General features: G+C 65.4%; 32 protein-coding genes. All 32 read right to left on the bottom strand.

The window, feature by feature from the left end:
* The 32 genes from ACTOWJ_RS22620 to ACTOWJ_RS22775 all read right to left on the bottom strand — a co-directional run bounded on the left by ACTOWJ_RS22620 (nt 1) and on the right by ACTOWJ_RS22775 (nt 24,213).
* Nucleotides 1-1,611, bottom strand: a complete 1,611-nt coding sequence (locus ACTOWJ_RS22620; RefSeq protein WP_441336879.1) for a hypothetical protein — start codon at nt 1,609-1,611, stop codon at nt 1-3.
* A gap of 3 nt (nt 1,612-1,614) precedes the next feature.
* Nucleotides 1,615-5,166 carry a tape measure protein gene (locus tag ACTOWJ_RS22625; RefSeq protein ID WP_441336880.1) on the bottom strand — a complete coding sequence of 1,184 codons (3,552 nt, stop codon included), beginning with the start codon at nt 5,164-5,166 and terminating at the stop codon, nt 1,615-1,617.
* Nucleotides 5,163-5,300, bottom strand: a complete 138-nt coding sequence (locus ACTOWJ_RS22630; protein ID WP_441336881.1) for a hypothetical protein — start codon at nt 5,298-5,300, stop codon at nt 5,163-5,165. The genes ACTOWJ_RS22625 and ACTOWJ_RS22630 overlap by 4 nt, the downstream gene beginning before the upstream one ends.
* Nucleotides 5,301-5,332: 32 nt before the next feature.
* Nucleotides 5,333-5,857 carry a DUF6631 family protein gene (locus ACTOWJ_RS22635; protein ID WP_441336882.1) on the bottom strand — a complete coding sequence of 175 codons (525 nt, stop codon included), beginning with the start codon at nt 5,855-5,857 and terminating at the stop codon, nt 5,333-5,335.
* Nucleotides 5,857-6,627 (bottom strand): hypothetical protein, encoded by a 771-nt coding sequence (locus ACTOWJ_RS22640; protein WP_441336883.1) that lies wholly within the window; start codon nt 6,625-6,627, stop codon nt 5,857-5,859. Before ACTOWJ_RS22640 ends, ACTOWJ_RS22635 begins: the two co-directional genes overlap by 1 nt.
* Nucleotides 6,627-6,800, bottom strand: coding sequence for a DUF7210 family protein (locus ACTOWJ_RS22645; RefSeq protein WP_441336884.1), 174 nt, complete (start codon nt 6,798-6,800; stop codon nt 6,627-6,629). Before ACTOWJ_RS22645 ends, ACTOWJ_RS22640 begins: the two co-directional genes overlap by 1 nt.
* Nucleotides 6,797-7,246, bottom strand: coding sequence for a phage tail terminator protein (locus ACTOWJ_RS22650; protein ID WP_441336885.1), 450 nt, complete (start codon nt 7,244-7,246; stop codon nt 6,797-6,799). Before ACTOWJ_RS22650 ends, ACTOWJ_RS22645 begins: the two co-directional genes overlap by 4 nt.
* On the bottom strand, nt 7,243-7,746 hold the full coding sequence (locus ACTOWJ_RS22655; protein WP_441336886.1) for a gp436 family protein: 504 nt from the start codon (nt 7,744-7,746) through the stop codon (nt 7,243-7,245). The genes ACTOWJ_RS22650 and ACTOWJ_RS22655 overlap by 4 nt, the downstream gene beginning before the upstream one ends.
* Nucleotides 7,747-7,748: 2 nt before the next feature.
* On the bottom strand, nt 7,749-8,051 hold the full coding sequence (locus ACTOWJ_RS22660) for an HI1506-related protein (protein WP_441336887.1): 303 nt from the start codon (nt 8,049-8,051) through the stop codon (nt 7,749-7,751).
* A 93-nt stretch (nt 8,052-8,144) separates the two neighbouring features.
* Entirely contained in the window at nt 8,145-9,038 is an 894-nt protein-coding gene (locus ACTOWJ_RS22665; RefSeq protein ID WP_441336888.1) for a Mu-like prophage major head subunit gpT family protein, read from the bottom strand.
* Nucleotides 9,039-9,066: 28 nt separating this feature from the next.
* Nucleotides 9,067-9,474: a hypothetical protein gene (locus tag ACTOWJ_RS22670; RefSeq protein ID WP_441336889.1), complete on the bottom strand. Its 408-nt coding sequence runs from the start codon at nt 9,472-9,474 to the stop codon at nt 9,067-9,069.
* Between the two features lie 37 nt (nt 9,475-9,511).
* Nucleotides 9,512-10,678, bottom strand: coding sequence for a phage protease (locus ACTOWJ_RS22675; protein ID WP_441336890.1), 1,167 nt, complete (start codon nt 10,676-10,678; stop codon nt 9,512-9,514).
* 304 nt (nt 10,679-10,982) lie between these two features.
* Nucleotides 10,983-11,456, bottom strand: a complete 474-nt coding sequence (locus tag ACTOWJ_RS22680) for a phage virion morphogenesis protein (protein ID WP_441336891.1) — start codon at nt 11,454-11,456, stop codon at nt 10,983-10,985.
* A gap of 15 nt (nt 11,457-11,471) precedes the next feature.
* Nucleotides 11,472-12,587, bottom strand: a complete 1,116-nt coding sequence (locus ACTOWJ_RS22685; protein WP_441336892.1) for a phage head morphogenesis protein — start codon at nt 12,585-12,587, stop codon at nt 11,472-11,474.
* Nucleotides 12,588-12,702: 115 nt separating this feature from the next.
* The gene (locus ACTOWJ_RS22690) at nt 12,703-14,301 is read right to left on the bottom strand and encodes a DUF935 domain-containing protein (protein ID WP_441336893.1); all 1,599 of its coding nucleotides are present in this window, start codon (nt 14,299-14,301) and stop codon (nt 12,703-12,705) included.
* Nucleotides 14,295-15,938 (bottom strand): hypothetical protein, encoded by a 1,644-nt coding sequence (locus ACTOWJ_RS22695; RefSeq protein ID WP_441336894.1) that lies wholly within the window; start codon nt 15,936-15,938, stop codon nt 14,295-14,297. The genes ACTOWJ_RS22690 and ACTOWJ_RS22695 overlap by 7 nt, the downstream gene beginning before the upstream one ends.
* Nucleotides 15,935-16,501 (bottom strand): phage protein Gp27 family protein, encoded by a 567-nt coding sequence (locus ACTOWJ_RS22700; RefSeq protein ID WP_441336895.1) that lies wholly within the window; start codon nt 16,499-16,501, stop codon nt 15,935-15,937. The genes ACTOWJ_RS22695 and ACTOWJ_RS22700 overlap by 4 nt, the downstream gene beginning before the upstream one ends.
* Before the next feature lie 2 nt (nt 16,502-16,503).
* Entirely contained in the window at nt 16,504-16,812 is a 309-nt protein-coding gene (locus ACTOWJ_RS22705) for a VpaChn25_0724 family phage protein (protein ID WP_441336896.1), read from the bottom strand.
* Nucleotides 16,809-17,147 (bottom strand): hypothetical protein, encoded by a 339-nt coding sequence (locus ACTOWJ_RS22710; RefSeq protein ID WP_441336897.1) that lies wholly within the window; start codon nt 17,145-17,147, stop codon nt 16,809-16,811. Before ACTOWJ_RS22710 ends, ACTOWJ_RS22705 begins: the two co-directional genes overlap by 4 nt.
* The gene (locus tag ACTOWJ_RS22715) at nt 17,144-17,347 is read right to left on the bottom strand and encodes a TraR/DksA C4-type zinc finger protein (protein WP_441336898.1); all 204 of its coding nucleotides are present in this window, start codon (nt 17,345-17,347) and stop codon (nt 17,144-17,146) included. The genes ACTOWJ_RS22710 and ACTOWJ_RS22715 overlap by 4 nt, the downstream gene beginning before the upstream one ends.
* Before the next feature lie 228 nt (nt 17,348-17,575).
* On the bottom strand, nt 17,576-18,247 hold the full coding sequence (locus tag ACTOWJ_RS22720) for a hypothetical protein (RefSeq protein ID WP_441336899.1): 672 nt from the start codon (nt 18,245-18,247) through the stop codon (nt 17,576-17,578).
* 17 nt (nt 18,248-18,264) lie between these two features.
* Nucleotides 18,265-18,894, bottom strand: a complete 630-nt coding sequence (locus tag ACTOWJ_RS22725; protein WP_441336900.1) for a transglycosylase SLT domain-containing protein — start codon at nt 18,892-18,894, stop codon at nt 18,265-18,267.
* Between the two features lie 50 nt (nt 18,895-18,944).
* On the bottom strand, nt 18,945-19,256 hold the full coding sequence (locus ACTOWJ_RS22730) for a hypothetical protein (RefSeq protein ID WP_441336901.1): 312 nt from the start codon (nt 19,254-19,256) through the stop codon (nt 18,945-18,947).
* Between the two features lie 187 nt (nt 19,257-19,443).
* Nucleotides 19,444-19,866, bottom strand: coding sequence for a hypothetical protein (locus ACTOWJ_RS22735; RefSeq protein ID WP_441336902.1), 423 nt, complete (start codon nt 19,864-19,866; stop codon nt 19,444-19,446).
* A gap of 9 nt (nt 19,867-19,875) precedes the next feature.
* Nucleotides 19,876-20,298: a Mor transcription activator family protein gene (locus ACTOWJ_RS22740; RefSeq protein WP_441336903.1), complete on the bottom strand. Its 423-nt coding sequence runs from the start codon at nt 20,296-20,298 to the stop codon at nt 19,876-19,878.
* On the bottom strand, nt 20,298-20,879 hold the full coding sequence (locus ACTOWJ_RS22745; protein ID WP_441336904.1) for a hypothetical protein: 582 nt from the start codon (nt 20,877-20,879) through the stop codon (nt 20,298-20,300). Before ACTOWJ_RS22745 ends, ACTOWJ_RS22740 begins: the two co-directional genes overlap by 1 nt.
* A complete protein-coding gene (locus tag ACTOWJ_RS22750) occupies nt 20,879-21,334 on the bottom strand; it encodes a gp16 family protein (protein WP_441336905.1) in 456 nt (151 codons plus the stop codon). The genes ACTOWJ_RS22745 and ACTOWJ_RS22750 overlap by 1 nt, the downstream gene beginning before the upstream one ends.
* Nucleotides 21,327-21,860 carry a hypothetical protein gene (locus tag ACTOWJ_RS22755; RefSeq protein ID WP_441336906.1) on the bottom strand — a complete coding sequence of 178 codons (534 nt, stop codon included), beginning with the start codon at nt 21,858-21,860 and terminating at the stop codon, nt 21,327-21,329. Before ACTOWJ_RS22755 ends, ACTOWJ_RS22750 begins: the two co-directional genes overlap by 8 nt.
* Entirely contained in the window at nt 21,857-22,474 is a 618-nt protein-coding gene (locus tag ACTOWJ_RS22760) for a hypothetical protein (protein ID WP_441336907.1), read from the bottom strand. The genes ACTOWJ_RS22755 and ACTOWJ_RS22760 overlap by 4 nt, the downstream gene beginning before the upstream one ends.
* Nucleotides 22,471-22,998, bottom strand: a complete 528-nt coding sequence (locus ACTOWJ_RS22765) for a host-nuclease inhibitor Gam family protein (RefSeq protein WP_441336908.1) — start codon at nt 22,996-22,998, stop codon at nt 22,471-22,473. The genes ACTOWJ_RS22760 and ACTOWJ_RS22765 overlap by 4 nt, the downstream gene beginning before the upstream one ends.
* An 80-nt stretch (nt 22,999-23,078) precedes the next feature.
* Nucleotides 23,079-23,948, bottom strand: coding sequence for a hypothetical protein (locus ACTOWJ_RS22770; protein ID WP_441336909.1), 870 nt, complete (start codon nt 23,946-23,948; stop codon nt 23,079-23,081).
* Nucleotides 23,935-24,213: a hypothetical protein gene (locus ACTOWJ_RS22775; protein ID WP_441336910.1), complete on the bottom strand. Its 279-nt coding sequence runs from the start codon at nt 24,211-24,213 to the stop codon at nt 23,935-23,937. Before ACTOWJ_RS22775 ends, ACTOWJ_RS22770 begins: the two co-directional genes overlap by 14 nt.
* Nucleotides 24,214-24,246: the final 33 nt, after the last annotated feature.

A 24,246-nucleotide genomic window follows, 5' to 3' on the forward strand; every position in this document is an offset into this window, starting at 1 on the left:
TTAGTCCAGCGCGATCGCGCAGTAGTGCTCGAAGCCCGAGCGGTTGACATTAGGAATGGCGATGAAGTCGATCGCGCCCATTTGCTCGATCGTCTCCGCGCTGTTGCGGTGACCGGTTATCCAGACGACGCCATCGAACTCGCCCCACTGATGAATCGGCGCGGTGTGCTTGTAGATGACGACGGGCAACGACGCCTTGGAGCCCTCGTAGTTGTCTCCCCATTCCCTCGGCATCATTTGTCCGTTCACTTCAAGCGAGTACGGCCAGGTTCTGGCGGTGCTGTTCGAGTACCCGGTGCCATCCGCGCTGCTTGAGCTGTCGGACCTATTGCCGACCTGGATCATCTCCCCGTTCGGAAATATCGCCGCCAAGCAACAGTTGTCGCCTGTGGAACTGCCAACCGAGCCGGGATCGCACGGGTTTCGATAGCGGGCGATGTTGCTGATGTCCCAACGAGCGCCGAGGCCCGGATACGGTGCGCCCACCAGATACGGAAACTGATGGGCGTCGGGCGTCTCGTAGGGCAACCCGAAGCCGATGTATGCGAACTGGTAGAACGACGAAACTCGCACCGCGATGATGACGCGGGCGCCATTGACGGTGATCCAATACGCGATCGGCGTCTTGGACAGCAGCAGCGCCTTGTTGCCACTGTGGTTGGGCACGTCGAGCACCGACATTTGCGGATCGAGCCAGTAGCGATAGCCACGGAACACTAGGTTGAAGTAGTCGGTCGGCACGTTGGTATCAGTGAACCCCGCCGCGTAAATCTTCTGCGCGCCGTCGTAGCCCGGCGCCTCCCATGCGAACTCGACGCGCGACGACACGTCCCACTTCATGCCGGTGTCTGCGAACAGCCTGACCTCAGTCATCGTCAGGCTTGCCGTTTGTGCAGCCGTGATGTTGATCCGCCAGTAGCGATGCGCGCCGGGCGCGACGGTCACGAGAAAATCACGGCGCGAGTACTGGGCCGGCCACGTCTGCCCGCTCCACGCTTGGGCTACGGTCCACGCGCTGCCATCGTCGGACCACTCCAGTGCGAAATCCTTCGGCGAGGTGTTGACCGCTCCGCACCAGATGGCGACGGCGCGCACTTCAGTCGGAACCATCATCTCGACGCGAACGGTGCCTGGCAGAGCAGACGCCGGAATGGCAGTGTCTGTGATCCCGTCGAACAACTGCGCGACGTTGGTCATGCTCGCGGTGCGATAGGTCGTTTCGAGACAGCCGCCGAGGCGAAGGCGCTTCCACTTCGGCCCGGTATTGAGGGCGAACTCGTCGCCTGCCTGGAATGCCGTCGTGCCGGCGACGATTCGGAACTCCACAACGGCGCTTGTGAAGTCCACGCCGACGGTCGCCGTGCCCAGTGCGCCGGTCGTCGTACCCGTGACGTTGAACGTCGTTGCGCTGCTTGCGACGACGTGGATGGTCTCGGTCACCGACGATGCGGTGCCGATGTAACCGCCCACGGTGCCGCCAGGGCCGCGCAGACGGCCGTTGCCGGCGCCCGTGAAGGTCAGACCCCAGGCGTGCCCAGTCGCCGTCAGGAACGCATCCAGCTTCGTCAGCAGGTCAGCGTAGTTAGTTGCGGTGCCGATCTTGGTGGTCATTCGTTATCCCGGTCCCAAAGTGCTGCTGTTCGTGTTGATGACGTTGACCACCTCGCGCTCCAGCCAGCCCGAACTCACAAGCGCCTCGCCAATGGATTTGACGTCCAGCACGTTGATGAAGCGAAAGCGGTTGTTGACCGTTGGCGACCCCATCGCGCCGACCAGGCCGCCTTCGGCGTAGCCGGCGCGCGGCGCGTGTATCTGGCGAATCGGCGCGTGCGGGTAGCGCCCCTGGTTGAGCGCGTCGAAGATGCCCATGCCATAGCGCCGCACCTGCGACGCCTTGATGACGTACTCGCCCGCGTGGACGATGCCCTTGGGCTGGTACTTGCCGCCGTCGCCGGTGTAGCCGCCGTCAGCGAAGCCGGACGTTGCCGCGCTGGCTGTCGCGATCGCTGTCGCCATCTGAGACGCAGCGATACCGCCCGCCGTCGTAATGGCGGCGGTCATCGATCCTGCTGCGGTAGCGCCGCCAGCACCTATTGCCGCAGCGATCGTCGCTGAGCCGGTGGCGGCACCGGTCATGACGCCGGCACCCAACGCCGCTGCACCGGCCGTCGAGGCGGTCGCGATCGCAGCGGTCGTCGCAACCGCTTCGACGCCTGTGTCAGCGACCTTTGACACGCGTGACAGTAGCGATGCGGTCAGGGCTTGGGCGCTCTGCGCCGCTGCGAACTGCGCGATGCCCTTCGTCATATCCAGTAGAAAGCCGGTCACGGCGTCACGCAGGCTCGTCGTGCCATCGGTGAGCGTGGTCAGCAGATTGGAGAACGACCCCTCGAATGTGTTGGCGATGGACTGCTGCAGCAGATCGGTCGTGCCTTGCATCCGCTCCAGTTCGGCGCGGATGCGCGCGACATTCTCGACCGCATTGGGATCGCCCGAAGCGTCCGCGAGCGCCTGCATACGCGGCAGCAGGCGCTCCACGGTAAGACCCTGCTCGCGGTAGAGATCGAGGAGTCGTTGACGGGCGTCGTACTCGGTGATCGCGCCCGCTTGCTGCTGCGCCTGCACCGATTGCTCCTGCCGCTGCAGGTTGCTAAAGGTCTGCTGCACCTGGCGGTCAACTGCTTCAAGTTCTGCTTTCGCGACGTCGGCGTTGAACAGCTTGCGGTAAAGCGATGCGTTCGCCTGGTCGCCGATCGACATGAAGTAGTCGATCGTTTCCTGATACTTCTTTGTGGCCTCTGCGGTCGCAGCCTCGACGATCTGGCCCGTGGATTCGAGCAGCAACTGGCGGCCGCTGTCGATCGTGTCCTGGACCTGCCTTTTGAACTGCTGGTCGATCGCGGCCAGCCGCGACTGCAGGTCGGTCGGCGAGAACTTGTTGGTGGCGGCCTCCCGTTCAGCGGCAGACCGAGCTTGCGCGGTGGCGACCTGGGCAGCGAACAGCGGGCCGCGATTGGATGCGGACAGGCGCTCCGTTTCCGCGCGGAAGTCCCGCTGCGCCTCATTGAGGCGCTTGAGTTCAGTCGCGCCCTTCCTGGCCTCGGCCGCGGCCTCCCGATGCCCGCGCGCGACACCGCGCTCGGATTCCTTGGCCTTGTCATTCTCCAGGGTCAGGCGAATGCGTTCGTTGTTCAGCTCGCGCAGCCGCCTTACTTCCTCGCGCGGCGCAGAGCCTGCGTTGTTCTTCAGCAGGCTTTGCTCGAACTCTTCGCGCATGCGAAATGCTTTGCCGTACTGCAGCTCGGATTGATCGAGACGCAGCTTGGCTAGGTCGTCGTTGAGCTTCTCGGCGATACCGCCGAGGTTGGCTGCGGCTCGAATCTCCCGCAGCCCGGACGCGGCCGCACGCGCGGCAGCCTCGGCGCCGAACAGCTTCTCGATCAGTGCCTGGATTTTTGGACGCGCCGTGTCCATATCTACGCCGCTACGCACCAGGCTGTCCGCGAGCGACACGATTTCCTGGCGCGCTTTGGTCGTCGGCTGCTGGATGCCGGCCATGTTCTGGATCATGTCCGCGACGCTGCCCACCGCGCGGTCATAGCCCTTGGTCAGCGCGTCCAGGCGCAGCTCGTTGAACTTGATCTCTTCGTTGGTGAGGCGGATGGACTCGGTGAGCGGGCCAAACGTTTCGCCGAGGTTCTCGGTGCCCAGCTCGCGCAGCTCGGCGATTCGCGCCTTGATCTTCTCGATCTGCTCGGGCACGTCCGACAGCGTATCGACGCCCGACGCGGCCGGCGCTTTGTTGAAGTCGTCCAGCGCCTGGCGCGCACCCCGGAACCCCTGCTTGATCTCTTCCGAGGCGCGCTTGGATTCCTCGCCCGCGTTGTGCAGGTACGAGATCAGGAGCACCAGGCCGGTGATGACGATACCTACCGGTCCACCGAAGGCGCCCATCACCGCGTTCAAGCCGCGCATCGCCGCCGTCTTGATCGTGATGGCCCGCGACGCGGCCTCCGTCGCCGCCGCCGTGCGCGCGCTCGCGGCGGCCAATGCCGTCTCGGCAGCGACCAGGCGCGTCGTACCGGCGCCGCCCAGCGCGAGCGCACGCGCCTTGTTGACCTGGGCACGGGCACCCGCCTCAGCGGCTTGAGCGGCGAGCAGCTCTGCGCGAATCTGCTGCTGGGTCGCGATGACCGCCCGCGCCTTAGCCGCGACGGTCGCGGTCGTGGATGCCACCAGACGTCCCGCCATCGCAACGGCGACGAACCCGATCGTGTTGGCCAGAATGTCGAAGTTGTCGGCTACGCCCACGACCGCGCCCGACAGCAGCGACGAGACACCGTTGACCTGGTCGGCCTGGCCGATGTAGCGCGTGACCGCGTTCCCGAGCTGGGTGATGCTGCGTTCGATGGTGATCGGGAGCTGGGCGTACTCGGCCGCGATCTTGCCGGCCTCGCTTCCCGAGAAGGCTTTACGCAGCTTGTCGCTGGTGAGCTGGCCGTCCTCGGCCATCTTGCGCAGCTCGCCGCGCGTCACGCCGAGGCTGCTGGCCAGCGCCTGCATGAGGCGCGGCGCGGCCTCGTTGACCGAATTGAACTCGTCACCTCGCAGCGCACCCGCCGAGAACGCCTGCGCGAGCTGCACGATCGCGCCAGCGGACTCCGAGGCGCTGGCGCCCGAGACGGCCATCGCCTGGTTGATCGTTTCGGTCAGGCCCAAGACTTCGCGTTGCGACCCGCCTTGATCCTTCAAAGCCGCATTGATGCGGCTGTAGAGCGTCGCGGTGGACTCCAGCGACGACGACGTGCGCTGAGAGATGGCGAACACGGCGGCCTCGGCGGCGCGGAATTCCTCCTGCCCGTTGGTGGCCAGCTTGATGCGGGCGGTGATGTTTGCGTACTGGTCCGCCTGCGCGGCCAGGCCAGCCACGCCTCGCGCCGCTGCCTGGATGCTGAAGAATCCGACGAGCGCCGCGCGGGCGGCTGCGACTTGGCGCGTGACCTGGTCGGCGCCGCGTGCGACCTGCGCCAAGCCCGTCTCCGCGCGACGACCCTGCGTGTTTGCCTCGTTGGCCAGGCCGCGCATGGCGGCGCTGCCCTGTTGCATCGCAACCGCCACCTGGCGAGCGTTGGCGCGGACTACCAGGTTGACGGTGCGATCGGTCATTTGGGCTTCGCGGGTCGAGGGCTTCGCTTCTTGCGTTTGGGTTTCGGCTGGCGCAGGGCGTTAATCCACTCGGCCAGGCTCTTGCCGCCGAAGGCCATTGCGGCCTCCTCGGTGCGATCGGCACGCAGGCGCATGTCGCGCCTGGATGCTTCCTCGTAAAACAACTTCAACTGGCGGGCGGTGTACCGCCGGAGTTCGTCGGGCCGGTGTCCGTGGGCGATGAGGGTTGCGTGGATCTCGCCCCAGCCGACAATCTCGCCTGTTCGCGACGAATCGCCAGCTCGTTCATCGCGCTCTGGATAAAAAAATCGGCGTTGGTGCCCCAGAAGATCAGCAGCAGTTGGTGGCCCTGCACGGCATTCAATCCGTTGAGCCACGCGGCGTCCTTACCCGTGGCAGCCATCAGCAGTTCGATGGTCGCCGCGCGATTGGTGGCGAACACCTTGGTGACTTGCAGGAAGTCCGGGGCCTCGTTGGACGCCGTCATCAAAGCCTCGATCGCAGCCACGATCGGCGAGACGTGATCGTGCAGCATCAAGCTCTGCACGAAGCCAATCTCGTTGACGACGACCTTCTCGTTGCCGATCGTCAGCGTTCGCTCCGGATAGAGGACGCCCAGTTCTTCGACGCCGGCAGTGTCGGCGCCCTCGGGCGCCGACTGCGGTTGCGGTTTCTCGATCTTCTTAGCCATCAGGTCGTGCCCTTGAAGACCATGCGGCCGAAGCCACCCAGGGTCGGGTCCGCGACCTTGCCGCCGTCGAGCAGCACGCTGCCTTCGAGGTCGATCGTGCCGACGCCCTCGTTGTTGATGATCGGCAGCGATGCGGCAGGCTTGAACTTTGTGCGATACAGGTCGATAAGCACCGAGCTGCCATCGGTAGTGTTCTTGCCGTCGAATACGAGCCACACCTCTTCCGGCCGCTGCGTGAACAACGGCAAGGCATTGGATTCGGCGTAGCTATACGCGCCCTTGATCGGCTGGGTGATGCCCGAGACGCTGATGAGTTCGCCGATGCCGCCGAACTGCGAGTCGATGCGGTAGTGGGTGCCTACCACCAGGGTGACCGGCGACGCCGTACTATCGGTGAGCACGATGCTGCTCGTGTTGGGCTTGTCGAGTTTGAAATAGTCGCCGACCTTCAGATCAGCCGGCAGCGGTTCGTTGGTTACCGTGCCCGCGACGCGCTTGAACAGCTTGGAGTAGAAGCCCATCGCGACGTTGTCGGGACTGAAACCGTGCAGGCTCAGCGCGACCTTGACCGTCTTGGATTTTTCGAGGATCAAGTCTTCCAGCTTCTGGCCAGACCAGCTTTCCTTGATCGACTCTTCCTCGGTCTCGATGGTCAGGTCGAACTTCGGGCAGTTCTCTGCCCAGCGCAGCGCGCCAAGCGAACCGTTGGGCAGACGCTTGCCGATATGGAGCTTGCCCTGCAGCGAGAAATATTGCGTGTTGGTCGCCATCACTTGGTCTCCTCGGTGGCGTTGTTGCGGCCCTTGTCGCTGGCGGCGGCAATCGGAGCAATCACCTCCTGCTCAACGAGCCAGTGCGCGATGACGTCCGGAACCTCGATCGTTTCGCCGATCGCACAGTCGCGGCCTTCGTGGTTGTGGACTTTCAGCAGCTTCACTTTCATGCGATCACTCTCGTGGCGAAGAACAGAGGGAAAATTGCTTTGCCGCCTTCGTAGTAGCGCGGGGTGGTCGCGATCGGCGCACGACGAAAGGGCTTCAACCCGATGACGCCGCAGTCCCAGCCGACCACGCTGCGCAACAGGAGCGGGATTAGCGCGCCTGCGTCCTTGCGGGCGTCAGGGGCGCCGCGCGCATTGACGACCACCAGGCCGACGCCCCAGAGCTGGTCGATCACCTGGACGTCGCCCTGGCCGGTTCCGCTCATCGGGCGATCACCTGCATAGAAGACGTGCGCGGAAGGCGTGGCGGGTGCGCGCGGGTCGGCTTGGCCTTCGAGGCTGTCGAGTTCCTGCGTGCTGTAGACCGCGCGCAGGCCGCGCACCTGGTCTTTCAGGCGTGCGACGATCAACGCTTCCGGTGCGAGCCAATCCTCAGCAATCCGGATCACGGCAACACCTTTCGTCCGAAGACTTTGAAACCTGTCTCGAACTGCACGCCGCCCTCGGATTGCGGCCCCTCGTTGGGGTCGTCGATGCCGAGGCTGAACTTGCCGGTTGCAACCAGCTCCAGGAACTTCAGCGCGTCGCGGTAATCGCGGACCACCGGGTCGGTCCGCTCGTCGCCGTGGCGCTGCGGGTGCAGCTTGTAGCGCACGATGGCGCGCGCCCAGGTGCTGAGTAGCTTGGGGATGCGCGGCAGCGGCAGCTTGTAGCGTCGCGCGAGATAGCCGTCGATGAGCGCGTCCGCCTCGTCGATCAGCTCGATGATGCGCGACCGCGCTTCGTCGGCTGCTGCGATCTCGATGGCCGGGTAGCTGCTGCGATCGAGATCGCGCAACGTGCGGTCCATGAGTTCGGCATCGACGATGACCTCGTGGCTGGTGCTGGCCGTTTGGGCCAGCTCCAGCGCACCAGGTTCCTCCGCAAGCTGGACGAGCGAGATGTACACGTTTACTTCGGCGCCGGTTCTTTGGTCGCAGCCTTGGCGGCTGCGCTAGCCTTGCCGCCGCTGGCCTTGTCGTCGCTGGCCTTGTCGTCGCTGGCCTTGTCGTCGGCAGCGCCCAGCGAGTCGATGAGCTGCTCGACGGTGTCGCCGTCGATCACCGGACCGACGACCAGGTTAGGTTCGTTGAGAATCGCGCGCAGTTGATCCTGCGTGAGATCGGTGGATTCGAGAGGCACACCCTGGCGGGTGAACCCGATACCGGCGCGGCGGAAGCCATCGACGGTGGACTTGACGAGGATTTGGGTCATGACGGTTTCCGTTGTGTTGCCTTGGCTGCCCCAGGGCGCTGCCTGGGGCGGTCCGTGCATCGGCGGGAGAGATCAGTTCAAGCGGCTACGCGGTTAGGCGAGCCACGGCACCACGACGACTTCGACCACGTCCTTGTTGATGTTGGTCGCGCCGGCCGCGTCGTTCTCGGCCTTGGCGATCTTTTGCGCGGCGGCGCGCAACGACGCTGGCACCAGCAATTTGCGCGGTTTGATGCCGAGGCCTCGGCCGTGGTCGCCCTTCATATCGGTCATCGCGGCGAGCGCGGCCTCGAAGTTCTCCGGCGTCAGGTCTTGCTTGCTGCCGTAGGCGAGCTGCCACAGGCCAAAGCCGACGTTCCAGCGCGCATCGACGCCGTAGACGAACTCGTTACCGAAGAACACGTTGTCGTCGTTGAGTTGCGTCTTGGCGACGAAATTGGCCGCACGTCGACGCTGGAAGATCAGCGGCTTAATCGCCCGCGTGTCGTCGATGAGAATCCACGCCTTGCCCGAACCGCCGCCGAAGTTGCTGACCGAGATCGTTGCGCCCTGTTCGTCGAGCACCGGGTGATCCGTGTCGAAGAAATACTGGCCGTCGTAGCAGGCCTGATTGAAGCCGTTCTTCAGCAGGGCAAAGGTCAGCTCGTCCGGGTGCTCGGCAGCGGTGCGGCCCAACTCTTGAACCAGCGGCGCGTACGTGCCGTATTGATCGTCCTCGATATCCTCGCGCGGAACGCCGACGGTGTTCTCGAAGGTTTTGTTGCGGATGGCGTACTCGTGCAGGGCCAGATTCTTGATGACACGGTCGCCGATCCATTCGCGCATACGCGGGATCTGACCGAGCCAGCCGTACACGTTCTCCGACGTGCTCGACGGGATTTCAGTGGCGACGATCTTCCACTGCGATTCGTAGCCGGCAAAGCCGGTTTGGAACGCGGTGGAGAACGCGCGATAGAGGATGCTGAGATTGTTGCGGTTGAGGATCATGCTTAGGCGTCCTGGGCGAAGGGTGGAGTTAGACCTCGACCCAGACGCCGGAAGCGTCCACGTCGCGGATCACGCCGGCCTTCGGCCGCGCGTTGGTGTTGTGCGTCTTGGCGACGGTCTCGTCATCGACCACGTAGCAGTCGGCGCCGATATCCAGGCGCTTGATCTCGTCGGCCGCCGCGCTGTTCTTGAAGTTGAACCACGCGCCGCGACGACCGGCGACGGATTTTCCGCCGTCGCCGCCACCGGTGTTGTTGACGCTGGATTGCGCGACGCCACGCGTACGCTGCGCGGCGACGGCGGTAGCCGGAACGGCGAAGCCGGCGGCGTTGATGGCGTACAGCGCGCCGGCATAGATCACCGCGTTCGCGGCGACCGGGTCGCTGAGCAACACGCCGTCGCGGCGCCGAGTGTCACGATCTTTCAAGAGAGCCATGTGGGTGTCCTTAGTCGCTGGCGTGAGGTAGTGCGGCTCAAGCCGCGCTGGTCTTGGCGTACTCGGCCGGATCGACGCCCGTCGCCGAGCAGATGGCCAGCTCGTCGGCGTTCAAGCCGTGGACGTTCGCGACGACCGGTTGCCGCCCGCCGGTCTGCGTGCTGCTGAGCGCGGCGATCGGCGTCGCGGTCTTCAGGTAGGCGGTCAGCGACGCGATGCTTTGCTTGCCCAGATCACGCGCCCAGGTTTCCTGCGCGGCGAGCAGGCGGCCGTCGGCCAGTGCCGGCTTGACCAGATCGTCGATCGCGCGGTCCGTGTTCGTGGCAGTCAGCGCAGCGACCTGCGTCTTGAGTTCCTCGACCACTTCGACGCCGACGTACTTGGTCGGATCGGGGTTGGCGTTCGCAGGCGCGGCCGGCGTGGCGGCCTTCGTCTTGAGCGTCTTGCACGCCGCGACGACTTCCTCGGCCGCGACGGTGTCGGCCAGGCCGAGTTCCGTGCGCACGCTGGCCAGCGGGTCGGGCTTGTCTTTGAGAGTGGTCAGCGCGGCGATCGCCTGGGTTTCCAGGGCCGGCTCTTCGCCCTCGACCTTGATGGCGAGCGCGGCGCAGACGGCGAGCAGGAGCTTGTTCTTCATGGTGGTTTCCTCTTCCTCGTAATCGAAGGCGTAACGGGCGGCGGCACGCAGCTCGACTTGAGCCATGCCGTCCAGTGCGGGGTCGTTGGTAAGCGCGCCCATGAGCACTTCCAGGACTTCGCCGGTTTCGCCGTCGTAGGCGAACACCGGGCTGAAGTAGAGGTATTCCTCGTCCTGGATGAACTGACGGGCGCGCGGCGTGAGCGTCACGGTGGCGAACAAGCCGACGCCATCGCGCCAGGTCAAATCGCGAAACCGGCCGGCAGCCGGCGCGGGCTGTCCGTTCTTCTTCGCTTCCAGCGTCTGGTGCTCGTAGTCGATGACGAGCGGCGTCTGGTTGCGCTTGAAGCGCGCGATGACGCGGGCCGCGATCTGCGCGTCGATACGCCAGGCCGCGATGCCCTCCGGGCGGCCGTCGCGCGCGCGGAACTCGCCCGCCGGCATCACCTGGATTTCGTCCAGCTCGGGCGTGGTGCCGAGCTGGAACTGGGAATAGCAAGGGGCCACCGCGATCCGACCTGCGGTCTTGGCGGTGCATCGGGCTACGGGGGAATGGGTGCGCTGCATGACGGCCAGCTTCGGGCCGCGTGCGATTCCATTGGGATTAGCGCGCGCTACAGACTTTCGGTGCTCGGCCGGGGCCGGCGACGCCGTCTGGGCGCGAGGGCCGCGCCTGGTCGGCGGGCGGGTGGACCGGGGGTCGTTTCACCCCGTTCGGGAGAGTCTGCCCGAATATCGACCGGGTCGCTGGCCCTGGACCCGGTTTTAAACCGCTTTAAATCCGCCGCTGCGGCCCGAGCGGGGTGGCTGCGCTACGACGGGACCGCCCACGGCCCTCCGAGGGGCTTGTAGCGCGTCTCTGGCGACCGCCTCAAGCCAGGCCGGCGATGCGGTCGAAGTGGTCCGCGACCGTCTCCTCGATCCACGCCAGGTCATCCTCCGCCAGGCCCATGTACTCGCGCGCAGGGATGGCCGCCGGACCAGGTGCCATTCCGGCCTGGCCGCCGAACTGATGGATCGCCGCATAGGCCACGTTCGCGGTGGCCACCTCGGCGAAGTCGGCACCCCAGTCTGGGCGCAGCTCGCCGCGTAGCTTGCGCTCGCGCACGAGCAGCGGCCCGGTGTAGCCCTTCTTCGACTTGCGCTTGGCATACCTCGGCGTCAGCGGCGCCCACTTGCTGCCATCCGGCGCGGTCTGCGTATCGAACCGGTCCTCCGTCCGATGCAGCAGGCCCTCGGCCAGGTCGGCCATGATCGGTGAAAGGTTCTCGCCGGCATCCATGAGCCGCTGAAACAACTGCTGCACGCGCTCGTGGTCGATGGTGATGTCTACGCGGAAGCTCATGCGCGTTTCCTTTCGTCAAAGCCGGCCGAAGATGAGCACGAAGCCCGACAGGATCAGCGCGGCCTGGTCGAGCAGATCACCGGAGCGGATCGCATTGATCGCCGCCCCGTCGAGAACATCAGCGGCGTCGAGGTCGATCGTCAACGCGGCGGCGCGCTGGCCAGGCTGTGACCAGGCGTATGCGATCGAGCGTCGCTCGGCGTTGTAGAACACCGCGTCGGGCTTCGCCAATGCGGCCGGCAAGTCGCGAAGAATCGACGCGGGAAATGCCGACGCGCTCGCACCCTGCTGGGCCATCGTGACCAGGTTGGAATCGGCGATCGCAATGGTCGCAGTCGAAGGCAACGAGGAAGCGCGTGCGAGGTGATCGGCGACCTCCGATCGCAACATGCCGACCGCGTAACTTTGGCCGGTTGCCTGCAGACGGCCAGCCAAGGCGGCGCCGATGGCGGGCGGCGCGTCTGCGTGCCAGTCGGCAGCGCGCTTTCCCGCGTCCTGCAGAGCGCGCTGTCGCCACGGCTGCGGTAGGCCCATCACACGCTGGCCGAATCGCTGCGCGGCCGGCAGAGCGCGCGACGCTTCGCCCTGGTTGGTATTAAACCCCGGGTCGATGCCGTTCGGTATCTGATGCGCGACGCCATCCGGTGCGACCCAGGCGTATGTGCCGTCGTCGGGCGCCTGGTCCGGGCCGCTCTTGCCCATGCGCTTGAGGTCGGCTGCGGACAAGGCGCGAATGCCGCAGTTGCAGCCCCAACCGTTCTGCGGCGCGTGGGTCTTCCACCAGGGCGCGTCGTAGCGCAGCACAATGCCATCCCAGCTCTTGTGCAGCGGCCGGGGATTCTGCGAGCGTCCGCGATCGTTGTGGCGGTACTGCAGGAACGGACGGACCTGGATCATGTCCGGCGAAGTGAACTGCGCCCAGCGGCCCGCGTTGTACGACTGCCGTACGTTGGTCTCGTAAATGATGCGCGAGCGCCAGTTGCGGCCGCCGTTGTATTCCCACCCATGCTTCGCGACGATCCCATCGAACCGCTTGCGGAAATCGTCCAGCGTCACGCCGCTGTCGATCGCGCCCTGGATGGCGACGCGGAAGTCGTCAACCAGGTCGAGCTTGTTGGCGCCGGCCACCATGAACCCGTGGGCGTGGTCGGAGCGGTTCAAGTCCCACCAGCCCGCAGTCGGCACGCTGACTTTCCGGCGGAAGAATTCAACCTGTTCCGCGAACGGCCGCGCGGCGAATCGAACGTCAGGCACGATTGCCGCCCTCGATCGCCGCATCGTACCGACCGGCCGAACCGCTCGCCGCGATCGCGCCCTCGATCGTCTCGCCCAGCTCGTCGAGCGGGAGCGTGGTCAGCAACTCCGCGAGTCGGCCGAGCATCTCGTCGTAGCTCGACGACGACGACACGATCGCGCGAATCGTGGCGAGCCAGCCGTCCGTAACCTGGCCCGCGCGCATCGCGAGCTGCTCGACTACGGCGTCAACGTAGTCGTCGGGTTGCGCTCGCGCCGCCACGGCGTCGCGGCGCGTCGCGTTGGCGACCGGCGGCACCGGATCATCGGATTCGGCGAGCGGCACCGGCACTGCGGCGGGCGTTGCTTCGCTCAGAACGTCTTCGTCGCCCTCCGGCTCCGGAATACCGAGTTTCTCTTGCGCCCATTGCCGGCCGATGCGCAAGCCAAGTTTGACCAGCGGCGGCAACGCGTCCGCGTAGGTCTTAATGTCCTCGGGCTCGCTGGTGTTGAGCACGAACCGCGGCGTCCTCCGGTATGAGTCCACCCAGCCGCTAAGGGCCGCAATCGGATACACCAGGTCACGCGTGAGCGTCGCCGACGCTTGGCGAGCGTCCGAGTCCCGCAGGTCTTTGCGCACACCCTCGTGAACGTTGCCCAGCGCATTCGTGTTGCTGCCGCGATCGGCCTGGCTGGTAAGAGTCGCGCCGAGGATCACCTTGGATTCGGTCCGTTCGCACCAGTCCATCATCAGCTCGAAGGCTTTGGCGTCGCCGGTCGCTGCGTCGTGGAAATCGACCTCCATGCCCTGCGGCATGATGCCGGCGGCGTTGTGCCCGATGTGAACCAACGCACGGAGCAGCGCCGCCTTCTCTTTCTCGCCCGCGCTGGCGGGATAGCTGCCGAGACGCAGCGGGATGCCATAGATTTCCAGCCACTCGGCCAGATCGGCGATCGAGTAGTTCTTGAACAGATACGGCCACACCAGCACGCGGAACAAACCGGATCGCTCCAGGTAGCCGCTCTTGCACTTGTGCGTGTGCGTGATCCAGCCGAACGGCCACAGCGGCGCACCGTCGGGGCTACCGTCACGCAGTCGAATCTCCTGGCGGAAGCCACGATACAACTGGAACCAGCTCTGCGGCCGATGCGTGACGCTCTTGGGTACGCGCACGCCATCTGACTTGTCCCACTCGATCTCCATGTTCACGAACGCCTTGCCGATCGCGTCGGTGACGTCGAACAGCAGCTCGTCGAAGTCTGCGATCTCGTCGATCGTTTCCTTGACTCGCTTGGCAATCTCTTTTTCCTTCGCCGACGCGTTCGGCGGTGGCGCAATGTCCCAGTCGAGACCAGACACGGCGCGACGACGTTTGCCCATCTCCGCAGCGATGTGGCCGTCCTTCTCCTCCATGTCCTCGAACAGTTCGTACTGCGCGACCAAATCGCCCTGTTCGGCCGCTTCCAGAATCTGCGCCAGGCGCGAAGGCGTCAGACCCCTGCTCGGGTGTCCTTGGAACTCGCGCTGCAGTTGTGCGATCCGAGCCGTTTGCGGCTCGGCGATCGCCTCGGTGCGAATCGGTTGGCCATCAGGCCCGAGAATGCTCACCATGCCATTGGCTCCGGAATGTGCAGATCGTCGTCGCCCTCGACGCCGTCGCGTATGTTGTCGAACCCACGCGGATGCTTAGGCGCAGGTTGGTAGTCGAAGCGGCCGACCATGTGGAGCGACGCGAACCAGCCCAGCGCGAGCGCGACGGCAAAGTCGCCGTGGCGGTGCAGCTCAGGGTCTTTGACGTCGCGCTTCTCCGGCTTGACCACCATCGCGATGCCGTCCACCTCCTCGATCGCGCGCAGATCGTCTGCGATCGACGCATCGGCCGGCAGGTCGATCATCCGGTCCTCGAAGCCCTGCACGAACTTCGGCATCCATATGCCGTACCACGTGCGACTCAGTGTCACCTGGTGAATGACGGTGCCGAACTCGTCGCCCGTGTACTCGGCGAGGGTTTGGCCCGGACCGGTGGCGTCCATCGCGGCGCCGCGAAAGTTCGGCAGCCCTCGGATGATGGCCCACAGCAGTTGCTCTTGTTGGCGCGTCGGGACGCCGTGCATCTCGACGCCGAATGGGACGATGCGCTTTAAGTCTTGCGCGATCTCCATTGGCGCGATCGTCGAAAAATGGCGATGCCGCGCATAGTCCTGCCCGAGCACATGCTGGCGATCGCGGTCGAGGCCCGCGAGCAGCGGCGCGACATGCTGCTCGATCCACGCGGTCATCCACGCTTCTCGGTCGCGCGGCGCCTTTGACGTAAAGTCGTCGCCCAGCACCAGACGCAGCACCGGTCGCGGCTTGCGCATCGCCTCGTCGATCCACACGCCCGGCAGGCACACGCCGCTGCCATCGCGCGGGACGCAGTCCAACTCCTCCCGCATCGCCGCTTTGCGCACGCCGTAGCCGTTGCGGACCTTCGCGTACCACTTTGCTTTGTCCTCGGCCGTCGGCTGCTCGCCCTTCATCAAGCGTGCCCGCTCGTACAAGCCATTTTTGACCGCGTCGTCGAAGGTCACCGTCAGCACCACCGCATCAACGCCGTACTTACCCTCTTGTATATCGGTGCAAAGCTGATTGAACGCGTTGCGTCGTCCGTTGTGGCTGGAGATGACGGCGATAGAACCGCCCCAGATCAGCAGCGCGGTCGCCGCGTCGAGCACGCCCTGGACGTCGGGGTGGAACGCGGCCTCGTCGATGACAACGTCGCCCTGCAGGCCACGGATGTTGGCGGGCCGCGAGGACAGCGCGACGATCTGGAATCCGGACGCGTAGCGAATGCGATACGCGGTGATCTTCTTGCTGTTGCCTTGCTCGTCCTGGTCGTCGAACAGGAACTCTTCGATCGACGAAACGCCCTGCAACTGCGCACGGGCGATCACGCGGGAGAACTTCGCGCAATAGCCGATGAATTCCAGTCCCTTTTCTTTGGTGTCGCCGATGTAGAACACGTTGTCGCCGCCGGCCGACTTCTTGGAAGCGGCCTTGAGCGTCTTGTCGAGCGCGGTAGCAAACGTGATGCCAGTGCGGCGACCCTTGGGACACACCTTGATCGGCGCCTGGATTTGGTTCCAGGCGATCTGGTGAGCCATGAGGATGCCGTTGGCGAACGGATCGAAGTCGGCCGGCACGTCGCGCGCGCTCGCCGGCAGTTCGTCCCATTCGACCACGCGTACCGTGCTGGCCAGCGCCTTCACGATGCAGGCCCTCCGCGCATGCCTAGGAACTCACGACGCCAGAAGGCCACCTGGTCACTGTCCAAGCCTTGCTCGGACGCCATGTGCTCCAGCTTGTCGGATTGCTCCTGCAGCAGCTTGTCGCGCGCGAGGCGCTCGATCTGAATACGTTCCTGCAAGCTGGCCTTGCGTGCGCCCATCACGTCCTTTGCCGCGCGTGCCAGCTTGCGCACCTCCTCAATGCTCGGCGCGTTCTCGTCGACCTGCGCTCGCATCGCCGCGTCGGTGGCCAGCGTCGTGATGGACTGCACGAGCAGCGCGCCAGCGCGATCGTCCGGGGACTCGCCCAACTCCTCGACAACAACACGGGCGGCCTGGTCGATCGCGCGCATCTTGTCCAGCATGGCTTCCTGCTGGGCGGTGTAGCGGTGCAGGCTCGACCGGCTCGGCGTCACTTCGGCGCCGTGCTGCTCGGCGATGTACTTGCGGATTTCGTCGAGGGTCAGCTGACCCTTGCGGATCAGCTTGTCGATCGCCGCCCGTACTTCGGCCGGCCCGCGTTCGATGGTGCTCTTGCGGCCCACGCTCAGGCTCCCGGCCGCGCGACGCCCGGCACCTCGGCGCGGTCTTGGACGATGTCACGCCCGCGCTCGGTGAGGGTGGCCAGCACGATCGCGCCGCTTTGGCTTTCGGCAGCGACCTCGGTCGCAACGAGTCCCTGCTCGGCGAGCCATGCGAGCTGCGTGCGTACGTAGTCGCGGCTGACACTGTGGCCGAAGACTTCCATGCCGAAGGTAAGCACGGTGCTGTTGGCGACCCGGCCGGCTTGCTCGTTGAGCAATCGCAGGATGACCAGGCGCCGGTCTTCCAGCAGCCGTTGTGCGAAGGATTTCATCGCGAGCGCTCCAAGAGGTGGGATTCGATCCGACGCGTCGAGTCGTAGGTGGCCTGGGCTTGTCCTTTGATACCGGCGACGTCAACGCCTACCTTGGCCAAGCTGTCGCGAATCTCCTGCAGGTCGTCGTGCGACGGCAGCGATTCGATGTGCGTTTCCATGACCGTCAAGCGGCGCTCAAAGTCGCGTTGCGCGCCTTCGCTCTTGGAGAACTTGGCCTCAAAGTCCGCGAACCGCTTGTCGCGTCTTGAGTATACGAACAGCGCCACGTTGATGATGACGCTCCCCAGGATGACGGCCATCTGCAGCAGGCGCAGCCAACTGTCCAGATTCATCGACGCACCTCGTATGCCGACAGTCGGCGTTCAATTTCGGTCGCGCAGCCTATGCAGCGACGCGTGTGAGGAAATGCTCGCAGCCGTTCGATGCTCACCAGCTCTGCACAGTCGGTGCAATGCACCGGCTTGCTCGGGTCGAACTGCGTGAAGCTCTCTTTGACGCGCTGAAGGCGCAGCCGCTCTTCGAGCTGCGCCATCGCACGTTCGTCGTCTGCGACGACCTTGTCAGCCGCGTCTGCCACTGGGGTGGTCCCTTCCTTTGATGAGGTCGTCTAGGTCTTGCGCGCACGCTCCCAGGACGCGCGAATGCATTTCGAGCAGTCGGCGCTCGAAGTCAGTCCGCACCTGTCGCTTTGGGATCGTTCGCGCTTGGCTCTGGTAGTCGTCGCGCAGACGCTCCAGGTGCTTGAGTTCGATCGACGGTTTCATGTCGCGCGCACCTCGAAGCGTCGAGACCCAGCCGAGCGATCGCGTCGCAGTACCACGACCAAGCCGTCGCCTGCCATTCGTCGCTCGCAGCGATCAGCGCGGCATTGCGCTCGCGGCAGGCATTGCCCGACGCCGCCACTGCGTCGTGGTTCGCCAACAGGTCCGGCACCGCGTCGCTTCTCGCTGGCGGGAACGGTGGGCACGGCACTCGCAGGCTTGGCTGCAGGGCGGGCGGCGGCGGGTTCGGAATCGGCGCCACCTTCGTTGCTTCGATTCCAGTGCTGCAGGACGTCGTCGCCCAGACGAAGGCCGCGCAGATCAGGGCGGCGATCGAGCAGCGCATCACGTGCGGCGTTCTGCCGGGCTTCTTCGGCTCGTTGCTGTCCAAGGCGCTTCTCCAATGCGGACGCGATCGCGTCCATGCGTTCGGTTGCTTGTTGGTAGGCGAGCGCTGCGTCCACGCCCTGCTGCTGCAATGCGCGGCCGGTGCGCACCAACTCGTCGATGGTCTTGCGGTCCTTGTCGCGCTCGGCGCGAAGCGCCTTGCTCTCGGTGATGGCGTTGGCGCCGCGCTCCCAGCGGTTGCCGGCCCAGGCCCCGAAGCCTGCGGCGACCAGGCCGACCGCGACGAGCAGCCAGGCCATCAACGGCAAGCCCAGGATGCGCACTTGGTTCAACGGTGTTTTCAACATGGCTCACCGCCCGACCAGCCGGCCGCCAGGTAGACCGGCTCGATGCGCTGCAGGATGCGACGGGGATAGTCGATGTTCTCCCGGTGCGCCCAGCCGGCACGGACGCGGAAGCGCTCGACCGCGAGCCAGGCGTTGCCGTCAGCGCCCGCTGACCGTGCCGCGCGTCGCTCCCGCATCAGCCAACCTTCGCCGCCGTTGTAGGCGCGCAAGGTGTACGCCCAGCGCGAACAGTTGCTCAGCGCCGACCCTGGAAAGCGAGCGACGCGCGCGTACAGCCAGGCGTCGTAGCAGGCCAATGCGCGCAGGCTCCAATCTGCGTCCCAAGGATCGGGCTCGCCGACTGCCGGGCAGACGGTCGGCAACCACGCGGCGGTCGCCGGGGTGAACTGCGCCATGCCGTTCGCGTACCGGCTCGCCGCGTTTGTGCGCCATCCGCTCTCCTGATGGATCTGAGCGGCCAGCCGCGCAACGGGCGCGTCGAGGCCGAAGTTGCGCACAGCCTCGCGCTCCAATCGCAGGCGATAGACCGTGGACACGTCGGGGATGCGCACGACGGTCCTGGCGCGCTCCGCTGCATAGGACGGCTGCGGCGAGCAGCTCGCGGCGAGGACGAGCCACAGCATCACCAGGCACGCGGCGATCCCGCCAGCGGCCGTAGAAGCGGCACGGCGCGTCACGGGATCAGCGCCCCGGCCACGATGGCCGCCGCGACGATGATCGCCCGACGCTTCCACGCGGTGCCCTTGGACACGCCCTCCAGGACGTGCGGTCGGTCCTCGGGGCGGAAGCACAGCCGATCGGCCCAATAGCCGATGTAGGCGCTCATGGCGAGCTTGCTGACGCCCCACACGGCCAAGCCGGCTTTCGCGGGGTTGAGCAGCAGGACGATCGCGAACGTCGCCACGAACACGAGCAACAGCGGCCAGCAACGCGCCAAATCCTGCGCGCGCTCGGCGTTGAACAACTGAGGGATTTTGAATCGCATCGCCGGCTCCAGTAGAGGGCCGGCGGCGTCAACAAGGGGGAAGGCGCCGCCGGCAACACGAGGCGACCAGGGTGGTCGCCAACGTGGCGGGGAGCTTTCGGTCAACCCCGCGCCGCAACGATGCGCGCGCGCGTGAACTTGTCGGGTTTAACGTGCGCTACAAAAGCGCCATGTGCTACGCGATGCGTTATCGCGTGGTCAGATCAATCTCGGTACGAGCGGCAGCGACGGCAAGTTCCAGAGCCGCCTGCGCCTGGGTCACTCGACTCGCGGTAGCGCCGGAGTTCTCTGCCATGCGGGCCTTCGTAGATTGAATGCAGTCTTGCTCGCGCGTGCGTACCATCTTCACGGCGTTGACGATCACATCGCTCTTGCCGGCTTCGTCGATGGCAGCAAGGAAACTACCTTTGAAGCGTCCATCCTGTTCCGCTAACAACTTCTCGGCCTGCTCGGCCGGAACTAGGCCTCGCCTAGCGGCATCGTAGGCTCCCGCCGTCATGTTGCACGACATGACCGCGTCCTTGAGGTACTTCTCGACGGCCGGGCGTGATGCCTGTGCGCTGGCCGAAGCTGCGAACAAAACGGCGACGATGGCGATTCCTGCGCGCATGTGATCCTCTCATTCCTTAAACAGGGTTCCCTGCGTCCGACGCAGGTGCAAGGCCCTTTGCTGGTTGACGACCCGATAGACATGGATATCGGTCAGATCGTAGTCCTGCGCGAGCTGGCCAATGGTAGCCCCTCGCTGCCATCGATGGTGCATTTCGGCGTCCCGGACCGCCAGCTTGAGGCGGTCGCCCCTCGGCAGATACAGGACGCGCCCACCTGCGTACTCGGCCATCGCGAGCACGCCGTCGCAGGCCAGCTTGAGCGCCTCGGCCTCCGGGCGCCCCTGGCGAACGTAAAGCGCCTCCAGCACGCCGACGAGCGCGGCGAGCTGTGGCGCCCACTTGGTGTCGGGAACGGCGCTCAGATCACGCCCGACCAGGCTTTCGCCTTCGGCGGGATCGATCGCTCCCAGCAGGTCGGGTTGATCGGCCATCACGCGTCTCCGTGTTTCTCTTTGGCGGCCTGGCGCAGCTCGGCGGCCTTTGCGTCGTCGATCATTCCCACGCTCAACTGCTGCGCAACCCACGCGAGGGCGTTCTCCAGCTTCGATTCATTCGCACCGCGATCGACGACCGCGCGGCTTGGGCGCGTTGTCCGCAGTTCCTCATCCCGCTGCCGCTCTTGCGCGGCGTCGGCCTTGTCGGCGAGCGCGAAAACGACCGTGCGCAGATAGTTATGATTCTCCAGCGGCAGCGTGAGCGTCGCGCGCTGCGCGAGCATCTGCTCGATACCGGACGCCCAGGTCGCCGCGGTTGCCGGTCTACGCACGCCGCGTTCGTCACGGCAGACCGAACCGGTAGCGACCATCGCGTCCAGGTCTTGCAACAGCTTCACGGCCCGAGCCAATCGAAGCGCCGTTTTAGCCGGCTTGAACAGACCGAGGTAAGCGATCGACGAGCGCCCGAGGTCGGGCGCCATGCCGGCAAGCACGGCAGCCAGGCGCTTGCCCTCGTCCTCGACGAAGAACGCCGCGATGTGGCCTTGCGTGCCGCAGTCGGGACAGGTCGCTCGCATTACTTCGCCTTCCTGTTGGCGGACTTCTGCAAGGCCGCGACGGTGTCATGCAGTTGCTGGTCGTTGAGCCAGTCCACGCGATCGCAATCGAACATGCGCTTAGCCATCGCGTTGACGTAGCTCCAAGGCAAGCGGCGATCGGTCAGCAGCGCCTCGATCTTCTGGAGCATCGGCACGTCGTCGGTGCGCTTCGGCCGGCCAGGAAAGTTCCTGCGGCCGGCCTTGGTGCCGGCCGGCTTCGCATCGCTTCCGGTGCGCGAGCCCATCAGGCGATCGAACTCGTCGATTACCAGGCGACGCTCGGAACCGCTCATCGCAGCCGATGACGCCTTGCCGGTGACCCGCACCAGAATTTCGCGGTACGTCTCGTCGTCCAGACGCAGCGCCTTCTTGGCTTGGTGAATGCGGCCGAGCTGATGCTTGCGCACGGTGGCGGCTGCGTCGGACTTAGGCACTGACCGGCTCCCGGTAAACCGGCGCGACCGAGAGCAGCTTCTCGTAGGCGGGCCGCGCATTGCCTGGCTCGGCCTTCCACAGCGCCGTCAGCATCGGACCGGTCGCGTCCTGGGGCAGCAACTGCCAGCCGCGCGGCACGCGCAGTTGCTCGTCCTGACCGAACCGACTCTCCAGCAGCGCCGCCAGGCCCAGCATCACGCTGCGCGCGTCCTCGGGAAGCTCGGGCCGTGCATCCACAAAGCGCCGCGCGTAGGCGACGGCCTGCGACGCCGTGCGCTCTGCTCCTGGCGCGTCGTCGGCTGGTTCCTGGGCGCCCATCGCTTCCAGACGATCGGCGCGGTACTGCGCCGCGCCCATCGGGACAGGCACCGTTTCGATCACCGCGAGGCCGGCGACGTATCCGCCTTCGAGCGGAGTGATGGCTTGCACCGCACAGCGCGGCGAGGTGTGCATGACCTCGCGAATGTGGAACGTGCCGGCGGCGGTCACGTAGACCGTGGCGAACAGATAGGGGGGCAGGATCATGACCAGTCACCCCCTGCGAACGTCACGATGGACGACGACGCAGCGGAGAACACCAGCCGCCCACGCAGCGTCAGGTAATGCACGGCCAGTGCAACGAACTTGCGATCGTCTTCATCGGCCACCTCTTCCGTGTCGTACCAGCGGAACCCGTCGGCCGTCGCCACCTCCGCGCACGAGCATTCGATATCGGCGCGCGAAGAGTCGTCGGCGATCGCGAGTGCCAGCTCGGTGACTGCGTCCGGACTGTTGATGCGTTCGAGCAGATCGCTCACTCGCGAAGGCGCGGGCGATTCGACAGCTAGCCCCTTGGTGGCCGATGGGGTGATGGCGTGGGCGTGCATAGGCTTCGATTCCTTCGATTGATTGATGGTGATTCCCTGGCTGCCATCGGCCAGCCAGGACAGGTAGCGATTCAGCGCCAGGGCCTTCTCGTCGTCGTCGGACGCTTCCGGCACACCGGGTACGAGCAGGGTTTCGCCGTCGTATGCGAGGCGCGCGGTCGCGGTGATCTGTTCGCGAAGCTCGTCAGCCCTACCGCGCGCAATCTCGATCGCGCCGGGCGGCACGATCTGGCCGAATCGGATGTGGCCCGACGCGAAGCAATAGGCGATCACGATCGCACCTCCTCGATTTCGCTAGCAAAGGGCTTGATGACGAAGTCCTCGCCCTGGCTAAAGGAAATGCCCTTGACGCCTTTGACCGCGTCGCGATCGAGCAGCAGCTTGTTCTTGTCCACGGCTTCGGTCGTGCGAATGAACTGGACCAGTTCCTGCTCTTTGAGCGTTTCGATCACGATGCCTTCGCCTCGGATCGTGACTTTCCACGGACGCATGCGCCACGACACCTCACCGGCCGCGAACTTCGCCGTTTTGGTCTTGCCCTCTTTGGTGAGGTCGATGCGATGGGCCTCGCACCACACCCGCACGCCTTCCGCCATTTCTGCGATCACCGCCGCATGCGGCACCGCGAGCGCCTCGTGCTTTGCCTTGACCGCCGCCAGTTCGGCGTTCATGGCGGTTTCGATATCGTTCCGCGCTCGCTGGGCGGCGCCGATCTGCGCGATCGCCGCGTCCACCTCGAACCGATTGGCAAAGGTGGCGGTGATGGCGGCGGTTTTGATTCGTGCTTTCTTGCTCATGACCTGGTTCCTGTGTAGTGGTCGAATCGGCCGGTTGCCGCCAGCCTGGTGTTTGTCAGTTGGGCTAGATGCCGGGGGGCTTACAGGTCGCGCGCGACGCTGCGCAGGTGAACGTTGCCGAGCAACAGGCGCTTGAGCAGTCCGTGCGGCACCTGCTCATCGCAAGCGTCCATGACCACCTCGTCGAGATCGCGGGCAATCGCCACGACGCGCTCGCGAATTCCGGCCGCCAGTCGTGCGCGCTCGCGCCACGGCTCGATTGCGTGCAGCGCCACGGGAGTAGCCAGTTCGTCGATTACGTCGATGACGTCGGCCATCAACCGCGCCTCCTCGGCACTAAGCGAATCGCCCGGTGCGTCGGCGCCCTCCACGGCGTTGACGAGGGCGGCTTCGACCGCCTGCAGAGCAGACATGGGCTGGCTGCCGGTCAGCCAGAACTCAAGCTGACGTTCTTCGCTGCTCAGTCGCGATCGGATAACGGCACGAGCGACCAAGTCGGCGCACGCGTCGCGGATGTCACGCTCGGTGTAGACGTCGCCGGTCTCTCGCTGAATGTCGCCGACGGTGTACGCAATTTCGTCGTCGAGCACAGCGAGAATATCGGTCGCGATCTTCTCGGGCTTGACCAGGCCGCTCCGGCTGATTTCCAGTGTCACGGTTGTCGCGCACTGCAGGCCAAGCGACGCGGGTGATGTTGCGCCGGCACTTGCATGAGCGACGAAGGCCGGTAGCGCGAGGCGATACACGTTCTGGCCCGCCTCGGACTGGCGAACGATCAGGCCCTTCGTGACCGCCTTGCTGATGGCGTTGTAGATCGAACTCTCGGAGACCTCCGCGCGGTCGGTCCGATCGATGATCTGCCGGCTGCTGAGCGGCGCCGGAGCAAGGTCGAGCACTTCCAGCAGCCGATGCATCGCGGTCTTGTGGACGATGGTGTCAGTGGCGGGCATGGCTCACCCCCTGGGTGATCGGGTTGCGGACAACCCACTGCAGGCGGCAACCCTGGTAGCCGCTCGCGTAGACGCTTTCGATGCAGTTCTCCAAGGGTTGGCGGCGAATGAGTGCGCCGCGTACGAACGCGGGCTCGCGTTCGACGATGAGGATCGGGCGGTCGCCGTCCCACGAAACCGAGCGCACATCGACGCCCAGCTTTACGAGGTTCTCGACTATCGTGGCGGCCAAGCGGAGCGCCTTGGCCAGTCGCTGGTTGTTCACTGTGGTTTCCTCTGCGAGGTGAGTGATGCGGCG

This window comes from Lysobacter sp. CA199, assembly GCF_052078715.1.
Lineage (GTDB): Bacteria > Pseudomonadota > Gammaproteobacteria > Xanthomonadales > Xanthomonadaceae > Lysobacter.

What these genes read in the sequence shown, in the direction of transcription:
- ACTOWJ_RS22690 (WP_441336893.1), bottom strand. Translation starts at nt 14,301, where the DNA reads ATGGTGAGCATTCTCGGGCCTGATGGCCAACCGATTCGCACCGAGGCG.
- ACTOWJ_RS22640 (WP_441336883.1), bottom strand. Translation starts at nt 6,627, where the DNA reads ATGGCGACCAACACGCAATATTTCTCGCTGCAGGGCAAGCTCCATATC.
- ACTOWJ_RS22680 (WP_441336891.1), bottom strand. Translation starts at nt 11,456, where the DNA reads ATGAGCTTCCGCGTAGACATCACCATCGACCACGAGCGCGTGCAGCAG.
- ACTOWJ_RS22620 (WP_441336879.1), bottom strand. Translation starts at nt 1,611, where the DNA reads ATGACCACCAAGATCGGCACCGCAACTAACTACGCTGACCTGCTGACG.
- ACTOWJ_RS22715 (WP_441336898.1), bottom strand. Translation starts at nt 17,347, where the DNA reads ATGGCGCAGCTCGAAGAGCGGCTGCGCCTTCAGCGCGTCAAAGAGAGC.
- ACTOWJ_RS22630 (WP_441336881.1), bottom strand. Translation starts at nt 5,300, where the DNA reads ATGCGCCTGCGTGCCGATCGCACCGAGGAGGCCGCAATGGCCTTCGGC.
- ACTOWJ_RS22625 (WP_441336880.1), bottom strand. Translation starts at nt 5,166, where the DNA reads ATGACCGATCGCACCGTCAACCTGGTAGTCCGCGCCAACGCTCGCCAG.
- ACTOWJ_RS22660 (WP_441336887.1), bottom strand. Translation starts at nt 8,051, where the DNA reads ATGACCCAAATCCTCGTCAAGTCCACCGTCGATGGCTTCCGCCGCGCC.
- ACTOWJ_RS22705 (WP_441336896.1), bottom strand. Translation starts at nt 16,812, where the DNA reads ATGAAATCCTTCGCACAACGGCTGCTGGAAGACCGGCGCCTGGTCATC.
- ACTOWJ_RS22670 (WP_441336889.1), bottom strand. Translation starts at nt 9,474, where the DNA reads ATGGCTCTCTTGAAAGATCGTGACACTCGGCGCCGCGACGGCGTGTTG.
- ACTOWJ_RS22685 (WP_441336892.1), bottom strand. Translation starts at nt 12,587, where the DNA reads ATGGTGGCCGGCGCCAACAAGCTCGACCTGGTTGACGACTTCCGCGTC.
- ACTOWJ_RS22745 (WP_441336904.1), bottom strand. Translation starts at nt 20,879, where the DNA reads ATGCGAGCGACCTGTCCCGACTGCGGCACGCAAGGCCACATCGCGGCG.
- ACTOWJ_RS22675 (WP_441336890.1), bottom strand. Translation starts at nt 10,678, where the DNA reads ATGCAGCGCACCCATTCCCCCGTAGCCCGATGCACCGCCAAGACCGCA.
- ACTOWJ_RS22725 (WP_441336900.1), bottom strand. Translation starts at nt 18,894, where the DNA reads ATGCTGTGGCTCGTCCTCGCCGCGAGCTGCTCGCCGCAGCCGTCCTAT.
- ACTOWJ_RS22735 (WP_441336902.1), bottom strand. Translation starts at nt 19,866, where the DNA reads ATGCGCGCAGGAATCGCCATCGTCGCCGTTTTGTTCGCAGCTTCGGCC.
- ACTOWJ_RS22645 (WP_441336884.1), bottom strand. Translation starts at nt 6,800, where the DNA reads ATGAAAGTGAAGCTGCTGAAAGTCCACAACCACGAAGGCCGCGACTGT.
- ACTOWJ_RS22765 (WP_441336908.1), bottom strand. Translation starts at nt 22,998, where the DNA reads ATGAGCAAGAAAGCACGAATCAAAACCGCCGCCATCACCGCCACCTTT.
- ACTOWJ_RS22710 (WP_441336897.1), bottom strand. Translation starts at nt 17,147, where the DNA reads ATGAATCTGGACAGTTGGCTGCGCCTGCTGCAGATGGCCGTCATCCTG.
- ACTOWJ_RS22740 (WP_441336903.1), bottom strand. Translation starts at nt 20,298, where the DNA reads ATGGCCGATCAACCCGACCTGCTGGGAGCGATCGATCCCGCCGAAGGC.
- ACTOWJ_RS22755 (WP_441336906.1), bottom strand. Translation starts at nt 21,860, where the DNA reads ATGATCCTGCCCCCCTATCTGTTCGCCACGGTCTACGTGACCGCCGCC.
- ACTOWJ_RS22770 (WP_441336909.1), bottom strand. Translation starts at nt 23,948, where the DNA reads ATGCCCGCCACTGACACCATCGTCCACAAGACCGCGATGCATCGGCTG.
- ACTOWJ_RS22665 (WP_441336888.1), bottom strand. Translation starts at nt 9,038, where the DNA reads ATGATCCTCAACCGCAACAATCTCAGCATCCTCTATCGCGCGTTCTCC.
- ACTOWJ_RS22635 (WP_441336882.1), bottom strand. Translation starts at nt 5,857, where the DNA reads ATGGCTAAGAAGATCGAGAAACCGCAACCGCAGTCGGCGCCCGAGGGC.
- ACTOWJ_RS22730 (WP_441336901.1), bottom strand. Translation starts at nt 19,256, where the DNA reads ATGCGATTCAAAATCCCTCAGTTGTTCAACGCCGAGCGCGCGCAGGAT.